The following is a 21775-nucleotide window of genomic DNA, read 5'->3' on the forward strand; positions in this document are numbered from 1 at the left end:
CACTCTTGCGCGTTGAGCTTAGTATTCACGTTGCTGCATTTGTTCAATTTGACGGCGGAAGGCTTCCACATCCTGAAAGTCCTGATACACCGAAGCAAAACGCACATAGGCCACATGATCCAGCGAGAATAAAGACTGCATGACAATTTCCCCGATGGTGCGTGATTTAACATCACGTTCGCCCAGACGGCGGATTTGCAGCTGGATATCACTGAGTACCGTTTCAATCTGTTCCTGAGTCACGGGACGTTTTTGCAAGGCATGCATCAATGAACGGCGCAGTTTGGCTTCATCAAAGGGCTCATTTTTACCGTCCGATTTAATGACGCGTGGCATCACCACTTCATAACTTTCAAAGGTGGTAAAACGTTCACCACAGCTAATACATTCACGACGTCGGCGAATTTGACAGCCTTCAGCTGCCAGCCGTGAATCAATCACTTTACTGTCTGCGGCGTTGCAAAATGGACAATGCATAGTGGTTTAATTGAACAAATCCAGTTGATTTGAGAGTGTAGCAAAAAAACAGGATTTTGTAGAGTTTTACGCAATATATAGAAAAAAAACAGCCCTTTTGGGCTGTTTTACACAATATATTGATTATGCTGCTGAAAGATTATTCAACCCGTTCACCATGCTGGCTTAAATCCAGACCCATGCGTTCATCATCAGATTCAACACGGATACCAATTACCAGATCAATCACTTTCAGGATGATGAAGGTTAATACTGCAGAGTACACAATGGTGGCAATCACACCTTCCACTTGCACCCACAGCTGACCCATCAGGCTGGCAGGTGCCGCATCGCCCATAATGAATTCGCTGGCAAAGAAGGCGGTTAAAATTGCACCTACAATACCACCCACGCCATGCAGGCCAAAGGCATCTAAAGAGTCATCGGCTTTCAGGGCACGTTTCAGTGCAGTAATCCCCCAGAAGCAGACCACGCCACCAATCAGACCCATGGCTAAGGCACCACCGACGGTGACAAAACCTGCTGCCGGGGTAATGACCACCAGACCAGCCACGGCACCTGAAGCACCGCCTAATACAGAGGCTTTACCACGGACCACTTTTTCAGTCACTAACCAGGCCAGTGCGGCTGCAGCTGCGGCAACTTGAGTCACCACTAAAGCATAACCTGCTGAACCATTGGCGCCCAGCGCAGAACCACCATTGAAACCAAACCAGCCTACCCACAGCAAGCTTGCACCCACCACAGTTAAGGTCAGGTTGTGCGGTGCCATCGATTCACGGCCCAAGCCCATACGTTTGCCCAGCATATAGGCAGCCACCAGACCAGCCACACCAGAGTTAATGTGTACCACGGTACCACCAGCGAAATCCAGCGCGCCATCATTGCCTAACCAGCCGCCACCCCAGACCCAGTGGGTAATAGGTGCATAGACCACCACCACCCAGATGGCAATGAACGCAACAAAGGCCCCAAATTTCATCCTCTCTGCAATCGAACCGCTAATAATGGCCACGGTAATAATCGCAAAGGTCATCTGGAAGATCACAAACAGAATTTCAGGAATGGTGCCACTCAAGGCATCGGTGGTAATACCGGCCAGCATGAACTTGTCCAAGCTGCCAATAAAGGCATTGCCTTCGCCAAAGGCCAAGGTATAGCCAATAATTACCCAGACCAGACTGACCACTGCGGCCGCAACAAAACTGTGCGCCATGGTGCTGAGGACGTTTTTCTTGCGCACCATACCGCCATAGAACAGGGCCAAGCCCGGAATGGTCATGAGTAGGACAAGTGCTGTTGAGACCAGAATCCAAGCGGTATCACCAGTGTCTAACACGGCTTCTTCTTCAGCCGCTGCCACTTCAGGTAAAGCAGTTTCTGTAGTGATGATATCGCTTGATTCAATAAGCGCAGGTTCCACAGTATCATTTACTGTGATTTGTTCTGAAGGAGTTGGCGCTGTTACGGCTTCTTCAGCCCAAGTAACAGAACCACCCAAAAGCGCGCCGGACAGGCCGAGCGCAAGTAGCATTTTTTTCATTCGTATCCCCCAACCTAGTTTTTGTGAGTTATTAGGTACTCAGCAAACTTCGTGCCAATTACTTAAACAGCATCTGCACCTGTTTCACCTGTACGAATACGGATGACCTGTTCCAGATTCGTCACAAAAATTTTACCGTCACCGATTTTGCCGGTGCTTGCTACACGGGTGATTGATTCAATCACTGAATCCACCATCTCATCACTAATGGCGATTTCGATTTTCACTTTTGGTAGAAAATCAACAACATATTCTGCGCCACGATACAGTTCAGTGTGACCTTTCTGACGACCGAAGCCTTTGACTTCAGTGACAGTGATCCCTTGAACACCAATTTCTGACAGTGCTTCACGCACGTCATCTAATTTAAAGGGTTTTACAATTGCAGTTACGAGCTTCATGTGTGTTTTCCTTCGGCTTATTTCACCAGTAAGGTTTTATGTTCAAATTTCATGCCAAAACTCCTAAGGTCGGGGGAAATTAGAAGTTACGGCATGTGATTTATTTATATCTTATTTTATACCTTTCTCATGCACCAATCTTCAAAAAATAAACATTTTTCTGTAGAGATTTACGATCTCCGGCATCGAATAAAACCATATTTCATCTGAAACACTATAGTCTGGGCCAGAGCAATGCTACACTGCGCTTTTCAGTCCACTGGAATGGAATTTATGATGATAGAAACCTTATTACAGGCCATCTTAGAACAGGTCGATCAACCGAAAAAAGACTTAGAACATAACCTGCGTGCCCTGCTAAGCGAAGCCGTCAGCAAAATGGATCTGGTGTCCAAAGAAGAGCTGGACCGTCAGCGCACTGCACTGAATAATGCCAATCTTCGTTTAAATGAACTGCTGCAGCAGGTAGAAGCACTCGAACAAAAGATTTTGAACAAAGAATAAGCACCTTCTTAGTGCAACAAAAGACGCATAACGACCAAAAATAACGCACCAAAACGGAACATAACAACAATGTCTTTTGCCAAAATTTATACGCGGGGTCTGCTTGGACTGAATGCCCCATCTATTGAAGTTGAAGTCCATTTAAGTCAGGGTCTGCCCTCCTTAACCATTGTCGGTCTGGCCGAAGCCGCGGTCCGTGAAAGTAAAGACCGGGTCCGCTCGGCCATTATTAACAGTGGTTTTCAGTTTCCCACCAAACGTTTGACCATTAATCTGGCTCCGGCCGATTTGCCCAAAGATGGTTCGCGTCTGGATTTACCGATTGCCTTAGGCATTCTGATTGCTTCCGGACAATTGCCCGAACAGGCCGCAGAAAACCTGGAATTTATTGGTGAACTGGCGCTGGATGGCCAGTTACGCCCGGTCACCGGCACTTTAAGTATTGCCATTGCCTGTCAGGCGGCCGGCCATCAACTGGTATTACCGGAACCCAATGCACAGGAAGCCGCACAATTGCCCGACTTTCAGGTGTTTGCGGCCAGTCATCTGAAACAGGTCTGTGAGCATCTGGCGCAGGCTGCGCCCCTACAGCCTTTTGCAGCAAGCTCGGAAACCCGCTTGGAACGCTATGCTTTTGACCTGGCGGATGTCAAAGGACAGCTGCGACCTCGGCGTGCCCTGGAAATTGCCGCTGCCGGTGGCCATTCCTTGCTCTTTAAAGGTCCACCCGGTACAGGCAAGACTCTCTTGGCCTCACGTCTGGCCAGTATTTTGCCGCCCCTGAATATGCAGGAAAATCTTGAAGTTGCCAGTATTTATTCAATTGCCAATACCCCGCATCGCTTTGGACAGCGGCCATTTCGCGCCCCGCATCATACCGCTTCAGCGATTGCGCTGGTCGGTGGTGGCTCACATCCAAAACCGGGCGAAATTACCCTGGCCCATTTAGGTGTGCTGTTTTTAGATGAACTGCCGGAGTTTGACCGTAAAGTGCTGGAAGTATTGCGGCAGCCCTTGGAATCCAAGGAAATTGTAATTTCCCGGGCATCGCGGCAGATTACCTTTCCGGCCAGTTTCCAGCTGATTGCCGCGATGAACCCCTGCCCGTGTGGCTATGCATTTAATCAGGATATTCGCTGCCAATGTTCCGCAGAAAGTATTAAACGCTACCAGAACCGGATTTCTGGCCCACTCCTGGACCGGATTGATTTGCATATTGATGTACCACCATTACAGGCCCATGAGTTACATGATAAAACTGCGGTGGAAAACTCAGATACGGTTCGCCAGCGGGTGATTCAGGCCTATGAACGGCAAATGCAACGCCAAGGTATGCTGAATATGAACTTAAGTCCAAAACAGCTGGAACAGTTTGCTGCCTTAGCCACACCAGCACAGAACATGATGGATCTGGCCCAGCAGCGCTTAAACCTGTCGGCTCGCGCCTATCATCGGGTCTTAAGAGTGGCGCGCAGTATTGCCGATTTGGCCGAAAGTAGCGAGATTCAAACTGCTCATTTATCGGAAGCGCTGTCTTATCGGGCGCAGTCCAGCCCATAAAACGCATCATTAAAAACAAGCTAAAAAAATAGCCCATTTCAAATGGGCTATTTTTTCAATGTGAAGCCTTAAATTAGAATGCCTTGGTCAATGTCACGACTGCGCCTGTTTCTACGCCACGTTCAACCGCATCGGGTGTGCCTGGACCATAGTCAATATCTGAACCCACCGCAGCCAGTTCTGCAGTTAAGCCTTCAACACCGGCAAAGGCATAAGTTACGCCCAATTTCCAGTCCACATAGCTGTCATCATCACCAAAAATCTCTTCATCTGCCACGGTATAGCCTAAAGCCGCCACTCCACCAAAACCGGTCGCACCAAAAGGCACGCTATAGGTAGCATTGAAATACCAGGCATCTAAATCTGCGCCTAAAAAGTCATTGCTGTAGTTCACTGCGGTGAGCAAGCTGGCATCTTTGACCAGCACATCATTAAAGCCAAGTTTTGCATAGGCTTCTAACCAGTTTAAATCACTTTCACTTGGATAAGCGTAGTACCATAAGCCCACATCCAGTAATGGCTTGCTCGCAAATCCATCTAAGGTTGTGGCATAACCGATATATGGGTCCAGCTCTAAATGGGCCGTACCGCCGAAATCGACATTCGAGCCCCACACCCCGGCATATACACCAGATGCATGTGACAGTGCGAAACCGGCCTGTACTGCAGGATCATTAAAGGTTTGGGTCAGACCACGAAAACGGTAATCTGAAGTCAGCGCTGCAGTACCGCTAAACGATAAAGCAGATGCCGAAGAGTCTTCTGCTGCAGCCACGCTGAAGCTGGCAGTTACGGCAACAAGCGCCAGTGAAAGTGTTTTGATAGAAAATTTCATTATTTGATCCCCTGCTGCATATTTCAATGCTTTTGTGTACTTGTTTCACTCACACAGGAGATAGCAATCCCCATGCCAACACGGGCATTTGCTCACGAAAAATGATTTTGATTTTCTCTAAATTAATATCAAATATTTGTTTTATCTATAATTTAATTATGAGATTAAAATTTAAAAATAGAATAATACTTTTTCAATCCTACTGATGTGCGGATCATTTCACTGCGTTGGGAGATAAACCAGATCATTTATATTTGCTTACATCATGCGCTATTTTGAGTCGCTTAATCATGCAAAAGCCTTTTTACTGCTTAAAAAAAGTGCAATCTTGTATTCTACTAGAATGCACTGATTCACGAGGATGTTCTGATCATAGCTTCAACGAAATGCATAAAAAATTCAGCGAGATAAATCTTGTATGTACGTTTTAATCCCTGTAAAGTGCCAAATTTCCCACATCTTCACACTGTCTAAAACCGCATAATCACAAATTATTTTTTGAATAAAAAGTATAAACACAGTACATTAAAGCGCGAAAATTGCCTTCCTGTTTTGAGAAGCAAATTTTCTGCAATATGACCCAGGAAGGGTGTTTTACAAGAGCAAGGATTGAAACTGTATACGCTAGCGTTTGCATTTTTCTCAAAGAAAAATGGATAAAACGGTATCTTTTTTACAAATTCCCTATAAAATTCTTCCGATTTCTGGGTTCTTTTTAAACAAATTGAAACATAACATTCTGGATGAGGCTCTCTCCCAATGCTAAACGCGAAAAAATTAACATTAGCAGTCCTGGTACAAGCTGCTTTAATTTCTACAGCTGTTGCCAGCGAGCAAAGCGAAGCTAAAGGTTTTGTTGAAGGTGCAGAAGGTTCGGTATTATTCCGTACTGGTTTTATTCACCGTGACAAAACTAACGGTGTAAAAGATCAAAGCTCTTATGCACAAACCGCAATTGTTCAACTTGAATCTGGTTATACCCAAGGCACTGTAGGCGTGGGTGTCGGTGCCGTAGGCGACTGGTCATTTAAACTGGGCAGCAATAACAACGCTGGCAATAACATGATTCCACATGACAACAATGGCGAACCATATGACCAATGGGCTCGTGGTGGTGTCAATGTCAAAGCACGTATTTCCAATACTGAAGTACGTTACGGTACCCAAGTTCTAGACCTGCCGGTATTGGCCAGCAATACGGCGCGTTTAGTTCCAGAATATTTCACTGGTGTTTTAGCCACGAGCCGTGAAATTAATGGCCTGGAATTAACTGCCGGTAAATTTACCAAAAACCAGTTCTCTGACCAGATTGCCACCGATCAAAATGATTTAGATCGTGCCATTGTGTGGGGTGCACGTTATCAGGTGAATGATCAGCTGAATACAGCGTATTTTGGTGTAGACAATAAAGACCGTTTAGAGCGTCACTATGCCAATGTTAACTATAAGCATCCATTGGCAAACCAAAGCAGCCTGACCTTTGATTTTAGCGGTTACCACACTGATTGGGATGCAAAGGCAGACGGCACTGCTCGCACTTACTCGCATACTTCAAATGACTTTAATAACTTAAGCAACAGTATTTGGGCACTTTCAACCACCTATAATACTGGTCCACACAATATTATGGTGGCATACCAGCAAAATACAGGTAATACAGGTTATGACTATAACCTAGGTGTAGGTGTTGCAGATGGTGGCCAAACCATTTATATGCCAAACTCCTACCTGTCTGATTTCATTGGTAACGATGAGAAATCTGTACAACTCCAATACACTTATGACTTTGCTGCAATGAATGTTCCTGGTTTAACTTGGACATCAGCCTTTGTATATGGTTGGGATATTGATGTACCAACAGCTACCGACCGTTCAATGTTATTAACTGATGATGCACAAGAACGTGAATTCTTTAACCAGGTGAAATACACCGTTCAATCTGGCTTTGCTAAAGATGCCAGCTTACGTGTACGTCATTCTTACTACCGTGCAAGTGATGACTACCAAAATAACTACATTGGTGACACCAATGAATGGCGTTTATTCCTAGACATCCCAGTGAAATTATTCTAATTTCCTGACGATGGTCTAAATCAAAAAAACCTGCACACTGTGCAGGTTTTTTTATGACGTCCTCACTAAACAAGACAGATCAGTGAGGGGGAAAAAGCCGTATTATTTTGCAGCTTCAATCGCTTTTAATACTTCAGCTTTGGCAACGTCTGCGCCTTCCCAACCGGTCAATTTCACCCATTTGCCTGGCTCTAAATCTTTATAGTGAGCAAAGAAGTGTTCAACCTGTTGAATCAGTAACGGTGGAAGATCGGTATATTCTTTCACGTCTTTGTAAATTGGAGTCAATTTGTCGTGCGGTACCGCGATCAGTTTCGCATCAATACCACCGTCATCTTCCATGTTCAATTTACCGACCGGGCGGCAACGAATTACTGAACCTGGTTCAACCGGATGTGGTGTTACCACCAATACGTCTAATGGGTCACCATCTTCAGACAAAGTATTTGGTACATAACCGTAGTTTGCTGGGTAGAACATTGCAGTACCCATGAAACGGTCTACAAATAACGCATCAGAATCTTTATCAATTTCGTATTTGATTGGCGCTGCATTGGCAGGAATTTCAATGATTACATAGATATCATTTGGCGCATCTTTACCCGCTGGGATATTGCTGTAGCTCATGGCATCACTCTTTCACAAATTAAATTTTTTAAACCGCGTCAATTATAACGGGTTTCGGCTATTAATGACTTCGCGATTATACATTCATGACATAAAAATAGATATTTTGCTGTGCAATCACGCGGTCAGTTTAATCACCAGCAGCAATAAACAGATCGGGCAAAGTAACGATAATAACCAGATAATCGAGCGCAACGTCGCCCAGTTGGCCAGATAACACAGCCCGTACAGCAGACGAAACACCAGATAGGCAATGCCAAAGGTCATAATAATAAACTGCGGAATCACCATATATTCGGCCAGTAAAATGGCGGCAATAAACAGCGGCAGACTTTCAAAGCTGTTTTGCTGGGCAGCATTGGCACGCGCCGCCAGACCGGTAGTATTGGCTAAAAAAGAACGTGGATTTTGATTATCTTCAGATTTAAAGCCGCCAGCCATTTTTGCAATTACTGCAAATAAATAAGGCAACAGGCAGGCGATTAGAATCAGATAGACGATTCCACTAATACTTTGCATCTATTTTTTCTCGTCGGAATTCTTCAAAACTTTATCATAGCATGGTGTTTTAAGCATAAATTTTGTTAAATAGGGTGTTTTTATTCATTGTGTAGGATTCATGATGGTCAATCCTGATCAAAAAGAAATGTTCGATGTACTTGAAAAACAGCGCCAGCATCAGCTGCAAGTCGATCGGGCCTTAAAAATTGTGATTCCCATTGTGGCCTTTTTATTAACGGTCATCTGTTCCAACCTGAATATCTGGTCGACCCTGTTTACCTTTGTGGTGCTGTGGGTGGCCCTGTATGCTGTGGGAATTAAACGTCTACCTTTATGGCACTGGGTGACCGTAATTCTGGTGTATTGCCTGATTGATAATATTTTAAGTTATGGCAGCTTCCATTCCTCCGGTTTTAGCCGTCAGTTTGGCTCGATGTTTATTTTCCTCGGGGTGATGGGGGTTGGACGTCCTTACTTCGACCGCTGGCTAATGAAAAAAGAGAATTAAAAAAAGCGCCCTTAGGCGCTTTTTTTATTGCAGAATTTATGCAGTCTTACGTAGGTCTTTACGCAGGATTTTACCTACGTTAGATTTCGGTAATTCATCCATAAATTCAACATAACGTGGGCGTTTATAACCGGTCAGGTTTTCTTTGGCAAAGGCCAGAACTTCTTCAGTCGTCAATGAAGGATCTTTCTTCACAACGAACAGTTTTGGCACTTCACCTGATTTTTCATCTGGTACACCAATTGCAGCCACTTCCAGTACTTTTGGATGTTTCGCCACGACTTCTTCAATTTCAGAAGGATAAACGTTAAAGCCAGATACCAAAATCATGTCTTTCTTACGGTCAACAATCTTCACATAGCCTCGTGAATCCATAACACCAATGTCACCTGTACGGAAGAAACCATTAATCATCACTTTGTCGGTTTCATCTGGACGGTTCCAATAGCCTTTCATGACTTGTGGACCACGGATTGAAATTTCACCCTGCTCGCCCAATGCTACTTCATTGCCGGCATCATCCAGAATTGCCACTTCAGTTAATGGCAATGGAATACCAATCGTACCGCTGAATTCTTCAGACGCTGGCGGGTTCGCGGTAGCCACCGGTGAAGTTTCAGATAAACCGTAACCCTCAATGATGTTGGTGCCAGTCACTTTTTTCCAGGCTTCCGCTGTAGATGGTAATACAGCCATACCGCCGCCCATCGCCATTTTCAATCGGCTGTGATCAAGCTGTTTAAACTCTTCATTGTTCACAAGTGCATTGAATAAGGTGTTCACCGCAGGGAAGAAAGTTGGTTGATATTTGCGTAATTCTTTCATTACCGCAGGTAAGTCACGCGGGTTTGGAATCAATACGTTTGCCTGACCTTTATACATCCCGTAAAGCGCGCACACCATAAATGCAAAAATGTGATACAGCGGCAATGCACAGAAAATACGGTCATCTGGCGCGCCATCTTGCGCACCAAATTTACTTTGGAAAATACCATCGCATTGCAGCATGTTTGCCACTAGGTTACGGTGGGTCAGTTCTGCACCTTTAGATACCCCTGTCGTACCACCGGTATATTGCAGTACTGCCGTATCGCTTAGAGTCAGGCTTGGACGCTTGTAGTTGCTGACATTGGCTTTCGACATGGCCGCATTAAACTTGACATGACCCGGAAGGTCCCACGCCGGAATCTGTTTACGCACTGAACGTAAGACAAAGTTCACCAACGTACCTTTTAAGGTGCCTAGCATGTCACCCACAGAGGCAACCACGACGTGCTTGACTGGGGTTTTACCCAGAATCGCCTGATATACAGAAGCGAAGTTTTCAATAATCACCAGCACTTCTGCGCCAGAGTCATTTAACTGATGCTCAAGTTCACGTGAGGTATACAGCGGGTTTACATTCACCAGCACCAGACCGGCACGGAATACACCCAATGCCACCACTGGATATTGAAGAACGTTTGGCATCATCACTGCAACACGTGTGCCTTTGGCCAAGCCCAGACCTTGCAAATAGCTTGCAAATTTACGGCTTGCTTCTTCCAGTTCAGCAAAGGTCAGCACTTTATCCATAAAGATAAAGGCATCACGTGAACCAAACTTCTGGAAATTACGTTCAAAGATATCAACCAGTGACGTATTCTCCGGTGGCAACTCTACAGTTTCTGGAATCCCTGTCTTTCGGTATTCTTCAAACCAAATTTTTTCCATAATGCCAATCTCTCCAATCAGTAATCCTTAGTATTCAACTGTTTTATACACTGCCGCACTTCATTTTTTGGCTTGTTTATGTACAGCAGTGGATCCATTTTCACGAATTCGATTCATATATAACGTATTTTATGTAAACAACGCTAGTCTTATCTCTGAATCAACAGTTTATTTGCTTTTTGATATCCCCGTGGTAAAAGCTGTCCCTTAGTTCCTCTCTTACCGATATACTTCTGCAAGTCATCACCTTTTAATTTTAACTGCTGTTGTCCTGCAAACACTTGAATTATTTCATCTAAATTTAGCATTGTCATGGATACAATCTGATCTTTCGGTTCAAGTTGTATCAATTTATTACCTTTACCTTTGTTCAGCACCGGTAATTCTGCCAGATCAACAATCAGTAAACGGCCGGCAGAACTGAGTAGCGCAACATGACTGAACTGCTCAATAGTTTGCAGATTCATCACGCTGGCGCCTTCAGACAGGCTCAGGAAAGCCTTACCGGCTTTGGCATTGGTATCCAGCTGTTTGGCTTGGGTTTTAAAGCCATAACCTTTGCTGCTCATGACCAGAATTTCAGCCTGATCTTCTGCCACAAACACCTGTTTAAAGCCGACCCCGCTGGCCGGTGATAAACGTGAACTGAGCGGTTCACCCAAACCACGCGCCGATGGCAGGCTGTTAATGGCCACACCATAACTGCGTCCAGTGTCATCCAGCACATAGGCACGCTGGTTGGATTTGCCTTGGGCGTGACTTAAATACTGGTCACCAGCGCGGAAATTCAGGTTTTCGGCATCGACATCATGGCCTTTGGCACAGCGAATCCAGCCAGCTTCAGACAGCACCACGGTTACCGGATCAGCCGGCAGCATGTCCTGTTCATTAATGGCAGTGGCTTCAGCGCGCTGCACGATTGGTGAACGGCGGTCATCACCAAACTTTTTGGCGTCGTCTTTTAACTCCGTAATAATCAGGTTTTTTAATGATTCCGGATTGGCCAACTGTTCACGAATTGTGGCAGCTTTGGCCTCGAGTTCTTCCTGTTCGCGACGGATTTCCATTTCTTCCAGTCGGGCCAGATGGCGCAACTTGAGTTCCAAAATGGCTTCAGCCTGAATCTCATCAATACCAAAGTGCGCCATCAGCTCTGCTTTGGGATGATCTTCTTCGCGGATAATGCGGATCACGGTATCAATGTCTAAATAGGCAATCAGCAAGCCGGCCAGAATATGCAGGCGTTTTTCAATCTTGTTCAGATGATATTGCAGGCGGCGTGTGACGGTATGTTTACGAATCTCGATCCATTCCAATAAAATCTGGCGAATCGATTTCACCTGTGGACGACCATCGGCACCAATCATGTTCATGTTGACCCGATAGCTCGATTCCAGATCGGTGGTTGCAAACAGATGGCTCATCACTGCATCGGCATCAATCCGGTTGGAACGCAGCACAATCACCAGACGGGTCGGATTTTTATGGTCCGACTCATCCCGTACATCGGTCACCAGTGGTAGCTTTTTGGCCTGCATCTGGTCAGCAATCTGGGTAATGACTTTTGAGCCAGAGACCTGATACGGTAAATCACTGATAACAATTTCATTTTTTTCAATGGTATACACCGCACGCATGCGATAACTGCCGCGTCCAGTGGTCTGAATCTTTAACAGTTCATCTGGCGGGGTAATTACTTCAGCCCGGGTCGGTAAATCCGGGCCAGGAATATATTCTGCAACCTTGCTATCGCTTAAATTCGGATTACGGATCAGGGCGATGGTGCCTTTAATGATTTCACGCAAGTTGTGCGGCGGAATATCGGTGGCCATACCCACGGCAATGCCGGTGGTGCCATTGAGCAGGATATTTGGAACCCGTGCCGGCAAGGTCACTGGCTCTTTTAGGGAACCATCAAAGTTGTCCTGCCAGTCGCAGGTGCCCTGACCGAGTTCAGACAGTAACAGGTCACTATATGCGGATAATTTGGCTTCGGTATAACGCATTGCGGCAAAGGATTTTGGATCATCCGGTGAACCCCAGTTGCCCTGCCCTTCAATAAATGGATAACGATAGCTAAACGGCTGCGCCATTAGCACCATCGCTTCATAACAGGCCGAGTCACCATGCGGATGGTACTTACCCAGCACATCACCGACCGTACGTGCAGATTTCTTTGGTTTACTGCTTGGCTTGAGACCCAGCTCGCTCATGGCATAGACGATACGGCGCTGTACCGGTTTCAGGCCATCGCTGATATGAGGCAATGCACGGTCCATAATCACGTACATGGCATAGCTGAGATATGCTTGTTCAGTAAATTCTGCTACGGAACGGTTTTCTGTCGCATGATGCGCGAGGCTTGTCATAACAACCTGTAATCCTAAATTAATGCGTTATAGTTTTGACGTTCTTATGCTATGCCGCAGCCGCGGCCAGCACAAGGGTAGCCGATCACACTCTGCGACAATTTATGTCTTATGGCGTAAAAATATCCATTTTAGGTGCGTCAATCAACTGAAAAATGCACAAGCCTGACTGCACGTTGAAAAACATATTCCAGAAATAAAAAAGATGCGCCGGTACAATAGCCAGCGCTTCTTGAATTATCTGTATAAGCGGCTGCTTATAAACCAATCGACTCCAGGGTCTTGCCGCGGGTTTCCTCACCCAGCAGCACAATCACCAGTGCCACGGCCAGCAGCACCGCGGTAAACATCATAAATACATAGCTAAAGCCGTTGTGCATCACCATCATCTGGGTCACCACCAAAGGCGCAACAATACCGCCCATACGGCCCACCGCCGAAGCCCAGCCGGAACCAAAGGCACGGATATTGGTTGGATACTGTTCCGGCGTATAGGTATACAGCACACCCCAGGCGCCTAGGTTAAAGAAGGACATCAGGCAACCCCAGAACACGATCATGCCGACGCTGCTGGCCTGTCCAAAGAAGTAGGCTGATACCGCACACAGCCCAATAAAGCCGGCCAGTGTGGCTTTGCGGCCAAGTTTTTCTACCAGCCAGGCCGCCGCAATATAACCCGGCAACTGCGCCAGAATCATGATCAGCACATATTCAAAGGACTGCACAATAGTATAGCCTTCCTTGACCAGCAGACTTGGCAGCCAGGTAAAAATGCCATAATAGGAATAGACAATGCCGAACCAGATCAGCCACAGCATGAGGGTACGACGCGCAAATGGCCCCGACCACAGCTGGGCAAAAGAAATATTCTGTTTGGCGGCCACCGGCTTCACTTCCAGCTGTTCAATCACCTCGACACCGCAGCGGCGTTCCAGACTTTGTACTAGTTTGTGCGCTTCTTCGACCCGGCCGCGGTTAATCAAATACGGCACCGATTCCGGTACTTTTTTCCAGATGACCCAGGCATAGAGCGCCGGCAAACCACCAATTAAAAAGGCCATATGCCAGTCAAAGGTCGGAATCACAAAATAAGACACCAGCGCCGCACAGAGCCAGCCCAGCCCCCAGAAGCTTTCCAGTAGCACAATAAAGCGGCCCCGCACATGCGCCGGAATATATTCACTGACCAAAGTCACCGCAACCGGCAACTGCCCGCCCAGCCCTAAACCGACAATAAAACGGAAAAACAGTAACCAGCTTAAATTTGGGGCAAAGGCACAGGCCGCTGTGGCCAGGCTATAAATCACCAGGGTCGTGGCAAATACGGTTTTACGCCCAATCCGGTCGGCCAACCCGCCGGAGAACACCGCACCAATGGCCATGCCAACAAAACCAATTGACACCACCCAGCCTTTTTCTGCCGGGCTCATTTGCCAGTCTTCCGCCATTTTGGCCAGAATAAAGGAGATTAAACCGGTATCCATGGCATCAAACATCCAGCCCAGTCCGATAACCCATAGCAAGGTATAGTGGAACTTACCAATCGGTAAGCGTTGTACACGAGAAACTAGATCCATAATAAACGCTCTGACAGGGTGGAGAGGAAAACGCGGATGGCGCGCCTGGTTATTGTTATGACAACAGCAATCAGCTTTGATTTTAAAGACAATGACCGCTATCTGGATAGCGGTCATGCCGTTTAATTTATAGGAGATTTGTGGCTAGGAGGCATCTTTGGATGAGGCCGACTGCTCATCATCATCCTTATAAATGAATTTTGGCATTTCCAGACCAAAATAGATCGCAATTAAACGTAAGGTAAAACCAAAAATCAGCGTGGCGATAACGGTTAGTTCTAGCGACAGGCCAATTTCAATACAGACCCAATAGCAGATCACCGACACAAAAGAGATACTGGCATACAGCTCACGGCGGAACACCAGCGGCACATCATTACACAGAATATCACGCAGAATCCCGCCCGAGACGCCGGTCAGCACACCAGCCACTGCCGACACCACAAAACCGTGGCCCATTTCCAGCGCAATCTGGCAGCCAATAATGGTAAAGCCAATCAGGCCCAAAGCATCCAGCACCAGGAAGATGGAACGCAGATGGCGCATCCATTTGGCAATTAAAATGGTGACAAAGGCTGCCGCGCAGGTCAGCACCAGATATTCCGGATGCTTGACCCAGGTTAAAGGATAATGGCCCAGCAATACATCACGTACCGAGCCGCCGCCCAGTGCGGTGACACAGGCAATCAGGGTCACCCCGAACCAGTCCATGCTTCGCCGTCCTGCCGACAATGCACCTGTCATTGCTTCTGCAGTAATGGCAATAATATAAATGACCAACAGCAACATGAACTGCCCTTCTTTCACTAGGGGAATTGATGCGCGTTATCATAAGCGAAAATACGGCAAATGTTATAAAAATTGTGCACAACATTGCTTAAATTTCTTGCCCGAACCGCAGATACAGGGCTGTTTCATGGTAATCTGCTGATCGGTGGTCGGATCAAGAAAATACCACGCACCCTGATGTTTGACGAAATGCGATACTTCATGATGTATCTGCGGCTGGTTGCCATCATGATAATAGGCCTTGAATTCGACCTGGGCATGGCTTTTGTCCAGCTTTTCCTGAGCACTTACGATTTCCAGTTTTAACCACTGGTTGGCGCTGCTCCAGTCCCGAATAGCGGCCACATCCAGAGCCTGCTGCTGACCAAGTGCGGTGGTTTTGACAATATAACCAATCTGCTGCAAGGCAAAGGCACTATAGCGTGAACGCATTAGCTGAGCGGCAGTTTGGGCCTGCTGCTGACCTAAATGCAAAGGCTGGCAACAACTGTGATAAAACCCAGCGCCACAAGGACAAGGCTGTTCTGACATAAATTTTTTCCAAAAAAATAGCCTGACAATGCAGGCTATTTTAACGGAACTGAATCGGAAAACAGGAATATTCTGAGTGCTACTCGGCTGGCGGCTGTGGCAGCACATGCACCTTCTCGATTTTATGCCCGTCCATGGTGACCACTTCAAAAATATGATCATCAGCCAGCAGACGTTGGCCATTTTCCGGCAAACGGCCGAGATGGAACAGGATATAACCCGACAGGGTCGAATATTCTTCCAGCTCATTGACCAGATCACGACCGAGCAATAACGAGACATGGCGGATATCAGTCGAGCCATCCAGCATCAGGCTGCCATCTTCCAGGGTTTCTGCAACCGCGTCGAGGGTATCTTCATCCGGGAATTCACCGGCAATGGCTTCCAGTACATCAATCGGGGTGACCACACCTTCAATCGAGCCATATTCATTCAGTACAATTGCCATTTGCAGCGGCGCCTGACGCAGCTGTTCCATCACCATCAACACCTGTGCATTTTCATGCACAATCACCGGTTCGCGCAGATGTTTTTCAAAATTCAGTACGCCGGTTTCAATAAATTCATTCATAACCTTATGGGTCAGCACCACCCCGGCAATATTGTCCAGCTCGCCATGTACCACAATTAAACGTGAATGCGAGGTATTCATCAGCTGGGCCTGAATGCTGTCCTGGTCTTCATCTAAATCCAGCCATTCCAGTTCCGGTCGCGGGGTCATCACCGATTTTACCGGACGCTCGGCCAGACTGAGTACGCCCTGCACCATCACGGTATGGTAAACGCTGTTCTCTTCGGCAAAGACTTCATCGGCAAAAGCACGTGTCGCCAGCACTTCTTCCGGACTTGGATGCTCCGGTTCCGGCCCGTTCGGTTTGCCGCCGAGCATCCGCATCACCGCAGAAGCGGTACGATAACGCAGGTCGGTGGTGGTGACCATTTTTTCCTGATTTTTGCGCATGGCCTGGTTCAGGAACTCGATCATCACCGAGAAACCAATCGCGGCATATAAATAGCCTTTTGGAATGTGATAACCAAAACCTTCCACCACCAGCGAGAAACCGATCATCATCAGGAAGCACAGGCACAGAATCACCACAGTTGGATGTTTGTTGACAAAATCCATCAGCGGTTTAGAGGCCCAAAGCATAATACCGATGGCAATGGTCACCGCGATCATCATCACCGACAGCTCTTTGACCATGCCGACCGCGGTAATCACACTGTCGAGCGAGAACACCGCATCCAGCACCACAATCTGCACAATCACCATCCAGAAAGTGGCGTGTACCGGATTTTCTTCTTTCAGCTGCGGCTTGCCTTCAATACGCTCACGCAGCTCCATGGTGCCTTTAAACAGCAGGAACACCCCACCAAACAGCAAGATCAGATCACGACCCGAAAACGGATGATCAAAAATATGGAACAGCGGATTGGTCAGGGTGACCACCCAAGCAATTGAAGCCAGCAGAATCAGGCGCATGCCTAAAGCCAGAATCAGCCCGACCACCCGCGCGGCATTACGCTGTTCTGGCGGCAATTTTTCAGCCAGAATGGCAATAAACACCAGGTTATCAATACCCAGCACAATTTCCAGAATAATCAGGGTCAGCAAACCCACCCATGCGGCTGGATCAGACATCCATTCAAAAATCATGGGCGATGCTCCACGAGTATCGTTTTGGCTGTGCGACAGCCAAGGCCGGCTGTTTCAAAACCTGGGGAATGAAAGGGAAAAGAAAAGAGATTAAAAGCGGCTGTTGTTGTATGGTGCAATAGTGTCCACTACCCATGACGGTTCTATTGTTGTCAAACACGATTTCAGTATAGAAAAGATTGGCGCCAGAATCACTCTTTTTTTGGCCTGATCACGGTTGTGCTGCATGCTTTAACAATTCTTTGCAATCACACTGCACGGCGCTGGCATTGTTTGTCATATTTTTTGCATAAGCTAGAGCAGACAAAAAGAACATGTTAAGGTGAAACAAGAATCATGAATAGCGTAGTAAAAATGACTGATAATTTAAAACATCCTTCTCCTAAAACAACACAACCTTTAATTGCTTTATATTGCGGCTCACGTTCTGGAAATAAACCGGTCTATCAGGAAAAGGCCGTGGCACTGGCACGCCGTCTGGCGGAAAATGGCTTTGGTCTGGTCTATGGCGGCGCCAGTATCGGTTTAATGGGCCAGGTCGCCGATGCCGTGGTTGATCACGGTGGTGAAACTGTAGGTGTGATTCCGGAATTTATGCTGGATTATGAAATTGCCCATCATCGTCTGACCGAGTTGCATATTGTACACAGCATGCATGAGCGTAAAGCCCTCATGGCCGAACGTGCCAGCGCCTTTGTGGCCTTGCCGGGCGGACTGGGTACCTTTGAAGAAATTCTGGAAATTGCCACCTGGGGCCAATTGAACCAGCATCAAAAACCGATGATGCTGTATAACGTCAATGGCTTCTATGATGCGCTGATTGCCCAGCTTGACCATGCCGTAGCCGAAGGCTTCCTGCCGCCGCAGCACCGCGCCAAGCTGATTGTCTGCAATCATGCCGATGAAATCCTGACTGCCTTGCATAATCTGGATGCCCCACAGCACGTTGCCATTTAAAGCGCTTGAACCCAAAAGTCCAGAAAGAAAAAAGCGAGCCGAAGCTCGCTTTTTTTGTACTTGATGTTCAGTCCATGCTTAGCCTGAAATCAGGTTATAGAACCATGGCAAAGTGGTCGCCAGGAATACCGACATGGCCAGACCAAACATCAGTTTCATCGCATCTTTGCTGACATTGCGTGAGGTACGGTATTTGCTAACCCCGTTCACAATCATTGAGATGGCAAATTCACGACCGGCCAACAGACCCAGGAATACCCAGGTGGTACTCATCGGGATATTGCTCCACTCTTTGAAAATCAGCAGGATCATTGCATAGATAAAGTCCACGATGGTCGCAGCACGTACATCGGTAACATCGGTTTTGGTATCGACAATCTTCTGGATGGCACCACCACGCTGGTACAGAATAACCCCCAGCAAGATCACAAAGACCGTAATGGCAAACATCAGGAATTCAAACGGTACCTGACGCGGCACATACACGAAGATGTTGGCCAGATCCTGAATCAGCCACTGGCTCCACAGGAAACCGGTAGATAACCATTGTAGAATCACCCATTTGGTCGAATGTTCCTGATCTTTGGTCTGGTTAAAGTACACCGTCATTTTGTTGGCCACAAAACGATAGATGATCAGCGCCGCCAAGAAGGCCACGGCATAGCCCATCATGGATTTGACCATCATCGAGCCCAAGCTCGCAGGAGAGAAGATGGTCAACACCAAGAAGGTGGTACTGACCGGAATACCATATTTGGTCAGTAGCAACAGTAAAACCGGCGGCACAATATACAGCCAGGTAATTCCGCCTTCAGGGAACGGAATAGTTTCCAGTCGCCCATAAGAGGCATCACCGACGCCCGATGCATACCAGCCATAGACCAAGACCACAACCAGGATACTGCTGATATACACCCACAGTACCCACCAAGGACGATGGGAGTTAGAAGAAATAAAAGTCCCTAAGGTTTGAGGTACATCATTTCCGACAATAGAATAGGCCGCCAAACAGAAGCCGATTACCATTAAAAGTTCAATTGTCATAAGAACAAAGCCTATGTTCAAAAAGGGAATACCACCCCCAATCGGGCTGGCATTAGCTTAAAATGATGACAATACTATTTCAGTTCTATGACATTTTAGTGACAATGAAAATTTAAAATAAAAAAGAGCACCGTAGTGCCCTTTCTCTTTTTTGCTCACTTATTTCAGATTCAGCTGATATACCGCGGTGCTGCCGCTGACTTCATTGCCCACCACCAGTAATGGCTGGCCATTAGGCGAGTCCTTTGCCGCAATAAAGACCAGACCTTCCGGACCTAAATCGCCAGCCTGACCCAGCTCGATTTGTTCAGTGCTCGCACTCATCTCGCGGCTATTCAGATACTGTACAAAACTTGGTGCTGCCGGAGTCGACACATCATAGACCATCACCCCGCCAGCACGTTCCAGACCAATAAAGGCAAAGGTTTTGCTGCCAATCTGGCCCAGCGTCACGCCTTCAGGTTCAGGACCTTTGTTGTCACTGCGGTTATCCATGCCTGCTTCTTCATGGTTGGCATTGAAAATTTCCGGATGATGCTCGGCAATGTACTGCTCAAAATCATCCCCTGAATCCCAGACCCGTTCCAGACCGTTTTGCGCGCTATTTTCTGTCCAGATACTGACCGAGCGTGCACCAAAACTATAAAGATGGTCATATACCAGATTGCCGCGTTCATTCAGCTTTGGCGTACCATCGGCATTTTTCTGGTAGCCTTCAGTCCAGGTAATATTCAGACGACCCAGCAGATGATCTTTACGGCAGTCACCGGCATTGCCTGCCGTGGCACCGCAGTAACCAAAATTATCCGGATTCAGCTCGGCACCTTTGGCCAGCTGGCTTAAGTGCGCCGGTAAATCATCGCCTAAACGGCGGGAAAAGCCATCGGCATGTACCAGATGTTTTACTCGCCATTCTTCTACAAAACCTTTGCTGGTGTCATTATTAAAATATTCTGGCGTGTCTTCACCCCAAGCGCGTGCATCGCCTTCATTGGCGGTCACAATATAGGTTTTGCCGGCCACATCAAAGCTGGCAATCGCATCTGGCATATACAGACCGCGCACATTGGCCCAAGTCTGGATCTTAATACTGCCCGCTCCATCGACACCATCCATATCGCTGACATCCATGCCATTGCCGTCCAGACCATGGTCTTTAAAGCCCAATGGATACACCGCCAGTACTTTGGCATTAACCACATCAATTTTGGCCAGTGCATTGTTTTCCTGCAATGCGGCCCAAGCCGTTTTGCCATCTTGCGATACCGTAATATATTCCGGTTCAAAATCCTGCGCCGCGGTCGCATTTGGCCCGAAAATACGCACGCCCTGGGCACGCAGCGCCGCTTCCTGACCATTAAAGGCTTTGAAGTCTGCAGTGCGAACCACAGGCGCTGTTAAATTACTCAGCTGAATCACGGAAATTGAACCTTCCGGATCAACCTGATAATCGTCCGATGGCTCACCTTCATTGGCCACCAGCAGGGTTTGACCATCCGGGCTAAAAGTCAGCATATCCGGCAAGGCACCAACCTGCACATGCGCCAGTTTGCTCAGATCTTTGGCCTGATACAGCGCCACATAACCCGGATCGGTTTTGACGGCAGCCTGAATCGCAATTGCCACAATACCGTTATGCACTGCGACACTGTTTACTTCCGCGCCTTCAGCAATATCATGGACCTGAATTTCGGTAATTTTAACCGGCTGATTTGGCTGGCTTAAATCGAGTACATCCAGCACCCCGGCCTGCGCATTGACCACAAACAGGCGTTTGCTGGCGGCATCATAGGCCGGAATTTCTGCGGCACTTTCTGCAAAAATGCCCGACTGATAGGCCCCAATTTTGCTCAGTTCAATGGTATTGGGGGTTGGATCGACCGGTGCAGGACTGACCTGATCATCATCACTGTTACACGCTGCCATCCCCACGGCCAACATGGCCACCCAAAGTGATTTCAATTTTAATTTCATAGGTTTAATTTGATAGTGTTTAGAATATGAACAATTTATAAACATCCGGTTGCAGTGCCATGACGTTTTGATTGCAGTTTTCTGACAGGGTCAGGCCGTCACGCGGCAACGCTTTAGATACGACATCCGCGCCAG

19 protein-coding genes are annotated in these 21775 nt (G+C 47.2%); 5 read left to right on the forward strand and 14 right to left on the reverse strand.

What is annotated here, in order from left to right:
- Nucleotides 1-18: 18 nt before the first annotated feature.
- The 3 genes from nrdR to glnK form a co-directional block, all read right to left on the reverse strand.
- Entirely contained in the window at nt 19-477 is a 459-nt protein-coding gene (gene nrdR / locus FTT68_RS10015; RefSeq protein WP_005181550.1) for a transcriptional regulator NrdR, read from the reverse strand.
- A gap of 139 nt (nt 478-616) precedes the next feature.
- Nucleotides 617-2020 (reverse strand): ammonium transporter, encoded by a 1404-nt coding sequence (locus tag FTT68_RS10020; protein WP_075174920.1) that lies wholly within the window; start codon nt 2018-2020, stop codon nt 617-619.
- A gap of 62 nt (nt 2021-2082) precedes the next feature.
- Nucleotides 2083-2421, reverse strand: a complete 339-nt coding sequence (glnK, locus tag FTT68_RS10025) for a P-II family nitrogen regulator (protein ID WP_004650081.1) — start codon at nt 2419-2421, stop codon at nt 2083-2085.
- A gap of 276 nt (nt 2422-2697) precedes the next feature.
- Here glnK and FTT68_RS10030 point away from each other — a divergent pair, with 276 nt between their 5' ends.
- Together FTT68_RS10030 and FTT68_RS10035 are read left to right on the forward strand one after the other, a co-directional pair.
- The gene (locus FTT68_RS10030; protein WP_005181545.1) at nt 2698-2925 is read left to right on the forward strand and encodes an accessory factor UbiK family protein; all 228 of its coding nucleotides are present in this window, start codon (nt 2698-2700) and stop codon (nt 2923-2925) included.
- 69 nt (nt 2926-2994) lie between these two features.
- Nucleotides 2995-4485, forward strand: coding sequence for a YifB family Mg chelatase-like AAA ATPase (locus FTT68_RS10035; RefSeq protein ID WP_075167834.1), 1491 nt, complete (start codon nt 2995-2997; stop codon nt 4483-4485).
- Between the two features lie 73 nt (nt 4486-4558).
- Here the strand turns inward: FTT68_RS10035 and FTT68_RS10040 are convergent, their stop codons facing one another.
- Nucleotides 4559-5323 carry a TorF family putative porin gene (locus FTT68_RS10040; protein WP_171526192.1) on the reverse strand — a complete coding sequence of 255 codons (765 nt, stop codon included), beginning with the start codon at nt 5321-5323 and terminating at the stop codon, nt 4559-4561.
- 756 nt (nt 5324-6079) lie between these two features.
- Here FTT68_RS10040 and FTT68_RS10045 point away from each other — a divergent pair.
- On the forward strand, nt 6080-7393 hold the full coding sequence (locus FTT68_RS10045) for an OprD family outer membrane porin (RefSeq protein ID WP_168370311.1): 1314 nt from the start codon (nt 6080-6082) through the stop codon (nt 7391-7393).
- A 102-nt stretch (nt 7394-7495) separates the two neighbouring features.
- Here the strand turns inward: FTT68_RS10045 and ppa are convergent, their stop codons facing one another.
- A complete protein-coding gene (ppa, locus tag FTT68_RS10050; RefSeq protein ID WP_005181532.1) occupies nt 7496-8020 on the reverse strand; it encodes an inorganic diphosphatase in 525 nt (174 codons plus the stop codon).
- A 117-nt stretch (nt 8021-8137) separates the two neighbouring features.
- Entirely contained in the window at nt 8138-8539 is a 402-nt protein-coding gene (locus FTT68_RS10055; RefSeq protein WP_005181530.1) for an MAPEG family protein, read from the reverse strand.
- A 103-nt stretch (nt 8540-8642) separates the two neighbouring features.
- Between FTT68_RS10055 and FTT68_RS10060 the strand changes: the two genes are divergently transcribed.
- Nucleotides 8643-9029 carry a hypothetical protein gene (locus FTT68_RS10060; protein WP_016659719.1) on the forward strand — a complete coding sequence of 129 codons (387 nt, stop codon included), beginning with the start codon at nt 8643-8645 and terminating at the stop codon, nt 9027-9029.
- A 36-nt stretch (nt 9030-9065) separates the two neighbouring features.
- Here the strand turns inward: FTT68_RS10060 and FTT68_RS10065 are convergent, their stop codons facing one another.
- The 6 genes from FTT68_RS10065 to FTT68_RS10090 all read right to left on the reverse strand — a co-directional run bounded on the left by FTT68_RS10065 (nt 9066) and on the right by FTT68_RS10090 (nt 17665).
- Entirely contained in the window at nt 9066-10742 is a 1677-nt protein-coding gene (locus FTT68_RS10065) for an AMP-binding protein (protein ID WP_168370310.1), read from the reverse strand.
- 149 nt (nt 10743-10891) lie between these two features.
- A complete protein-coding gene (gene parC / locus FTT68_RS10070) occupies nt 10892-13111 on the reverse strand; it encodes a DNA topoisomerase IV subunit A (RefSeq protein WP_016659721.1) in 2220 nt (739 codons plus the stop codon).
- Nucleotides 13112-13368: 257 nt separating this feature from the next.
- Nucleotides 13369-14688 (reverse strand): MFS transporter, encoded by a 1320-nt coding sequence (locus FTT68_RS10075; RefSeq protein ID WP_005181520.1) that lies wholly within the window; start codon nt 14686-14688, stop codon nt 13369-13371.
- A gap of 144 nt (nt 14689-14832) precedes the next feature.
- Nucleotides 14833-15477 (reverse strand): trimeric intracellular cation channel family protein, encoded by a 645-nt coding sequence (locus FTT68_RS10080; RefSeq protein ID WP_005181518.1) that lies wholly within the window; start codon nt 15475-15477, stop codon nt 14833-14835.
- Between the two features lie 63 nt (nt 15478-15540).
- Nucleotides 15541-16008: a YchJ family protein gene (locus FTT68_RS10085; protein WP_168406375.1), complete on the reverse strand. Its 468-nt coding sequence runs from the start codon at nt 16006-16008 to the stop codon at nt 15541-15543.
- Nucleotides 16009-16087: 79 nt separating this feature from the next.
- Complete coding sequence (locus FTT68_RS10090; protein WP_075167841.1) at nt 16088-17665, reverse strand: TerC family protein; 1578 nt, start codon at nt 17663-17665, stop codon at nt 16088-16090.
- 336 nt (nt 17666-18001) lie between these two features.
- Here FTT68_RS10090 and FTT68_RS10095 point away from each other — a divergent pair, with 336 nt between their 5' ends.
- On the forward strand, nt 18002-18622 hold the full coding sequence (locus FTT68_RS10095) for a TIGR00730 family Rossman fold protein (protein ID WP_104470536.1): 621 nt from the start codon (nt 18002-18004) through the stop codon (nt 18620-18622).
- A 78-nt stretch (nt 18623-18700) separates the two neighbouring features.
- Here the strand turns inward: FTT68_RS10095 and FTT68_RS10100 are convergent, their stop codons facing one another.
- Nucleotides 18701-19666, reverse strand: coding sequence for a hypothetical protein (locus FTT68_RS10100; RefSeq protein ID WP_016659723.1), 966 nt, complete (start codon nt 19664-19666; stop codon nt 18701-18703).
- A 159-nt stretch (nt 19667-19825) separates the two neighbouring features.
- Nucleotides 19826-21640: a choice-of-anchor I family protein gene (locus FTT68_RS10105; protein ID WP_218947879.1), complete on the reverse strand. Its 1815-nt coding sequence runs from the start codon at nt 21638-21640 to the stop codon at nt 19826-19828.
- Nucleotides 21641-21775 lie beyond the last annotated feature (135 nt).

This window comes from Acinetobacter sp. Q85-2, assembly GCF_013420555.1.
Classification (GTDB): Bacteria; Pseudomonadota; Gammaproteobacteria; order Pseudomonadales; family Moraxellaceae; genus Acinetobacter; species Acinetobacter indicus.

Coding starts and splice junctions, on each gene's coding strand:
- FTT68_RS10045 (WP_168370311.1), top strand. CDS start 6,080: ATGCTAAACGCGAAAAAATTAACATTAGCAGTCCTGGTACAAGCTGCT.
- FTT68_RS10020 (WP_075174920.1), bottom strand. CDS start 2,020: ATGAAAAAAATGCTACTTGCGCTCGGCCTGTCCGGCGCGCTTTTGGGT.
- parC (WP_016659721.1), bottom strand. CDS start 13,111: ATGACAAGCCTCGCGCATCATGCGACAGAAAACCGTTCCGTAGCAGAA.
- FTT68_RS10075 (WP_005181520.1), bottom strand. CDS start 14,688: ATGGATCTAGTTTCTCGTGTACAACGCTTACCGATTGGTAAGTTCCAC.
- glnK (WP_004650081.1), bottom strand. CDS start 2,421: ATGAAGCTCGTAACTGCAATTGTAAAACCCTTTAAATTAGATGACGTG.
- nrdR (WP_005181550.1), bottom strand. CDS start 477: ATGCATTGTCCATTTTGCAACGCCGCAGACAGTAAAGTGATTGATTCA.
- ppa (WP_005181532.1), bottom strand. CDS start 8,020: ATGAGCTACAGCAATATCCCAGCGGGTAAAGATGCGCCAAATGATATC.
- FTT68_RS10080 (WP_005181518.1), bottom strand. CDS start 15,477: ATGTTGCTGTTGGTCATTTATATTATTGCCATTACTGCAGAAGCAATG.
- FTT68_RS10090 (WP_075167841.1), bottom strand. CDS start 17,665: ATGATTTTTGAATGGATGTCTGATCCAGCCGCATGGGTGGGTTTGCTG.
- FTT68_RS10060 (WP_016659719.1), top strand. CDS start 8,643: ATGGTCAATCCTGATCAAAAAGAAATGTTCGATGTACTTGAAAAACAG.
- FTT68_RS10100 (WP_016659723.1), bottom strand. CDS start 19,666: ATGACAATTGAACTTTTAATGGTAATCGGCTTCTGTTTGGCGGCCTAT.
- FTT68_RS10055 (WP_005181530.1), bottom strand. CDS start 8,539: ATGCAAAGTATTAGTGGAATCGTCTATCTGATTCTAATCGCCTGCCTG.
- FTT68_RS10085 (WP_168406375.1), bottom strand. CDS start 16,008: ATGTCAGAACAGCCTTGTCCTTGTGGCGCTGGGTTTTATCACAGTTGT.
- FTT68_RS10035 (WP_075167834.1), top strand. CDS start 2,995: ATGTCTTTTGCCAAAATTTATACGCGGGGTCTGCTTGGACTGAATGCC.
- FTT68_RS10030 (WP_005181545.1), top strand. CDS start 2,698: ATGATAGAAACCTTATTACAGGCCATCTTAGAACAGGTCGATCAACCG.
- FTT68_RS10105 (WP_218947879.1), bottom strand. CDS start 21,640: ATGAAATTAAAATTGAAATCACTTTGGGTGGCCATGTTGGCCGTGGGG.
- FTT68_RS10065 (WP_168370310.1), bottom strand. CDS start 10,742: ATGGAAAAAATTTGGTTTGAAGAATACCGAAAGACAGGGATTCCAGAA.
- FTT68_RS10095 (WP_104470536.1), top strand. CDS start 18,002: ATGAATAGCGTAGTAAAAATGACTGATAATTTAAAACATCCTTCTCCT.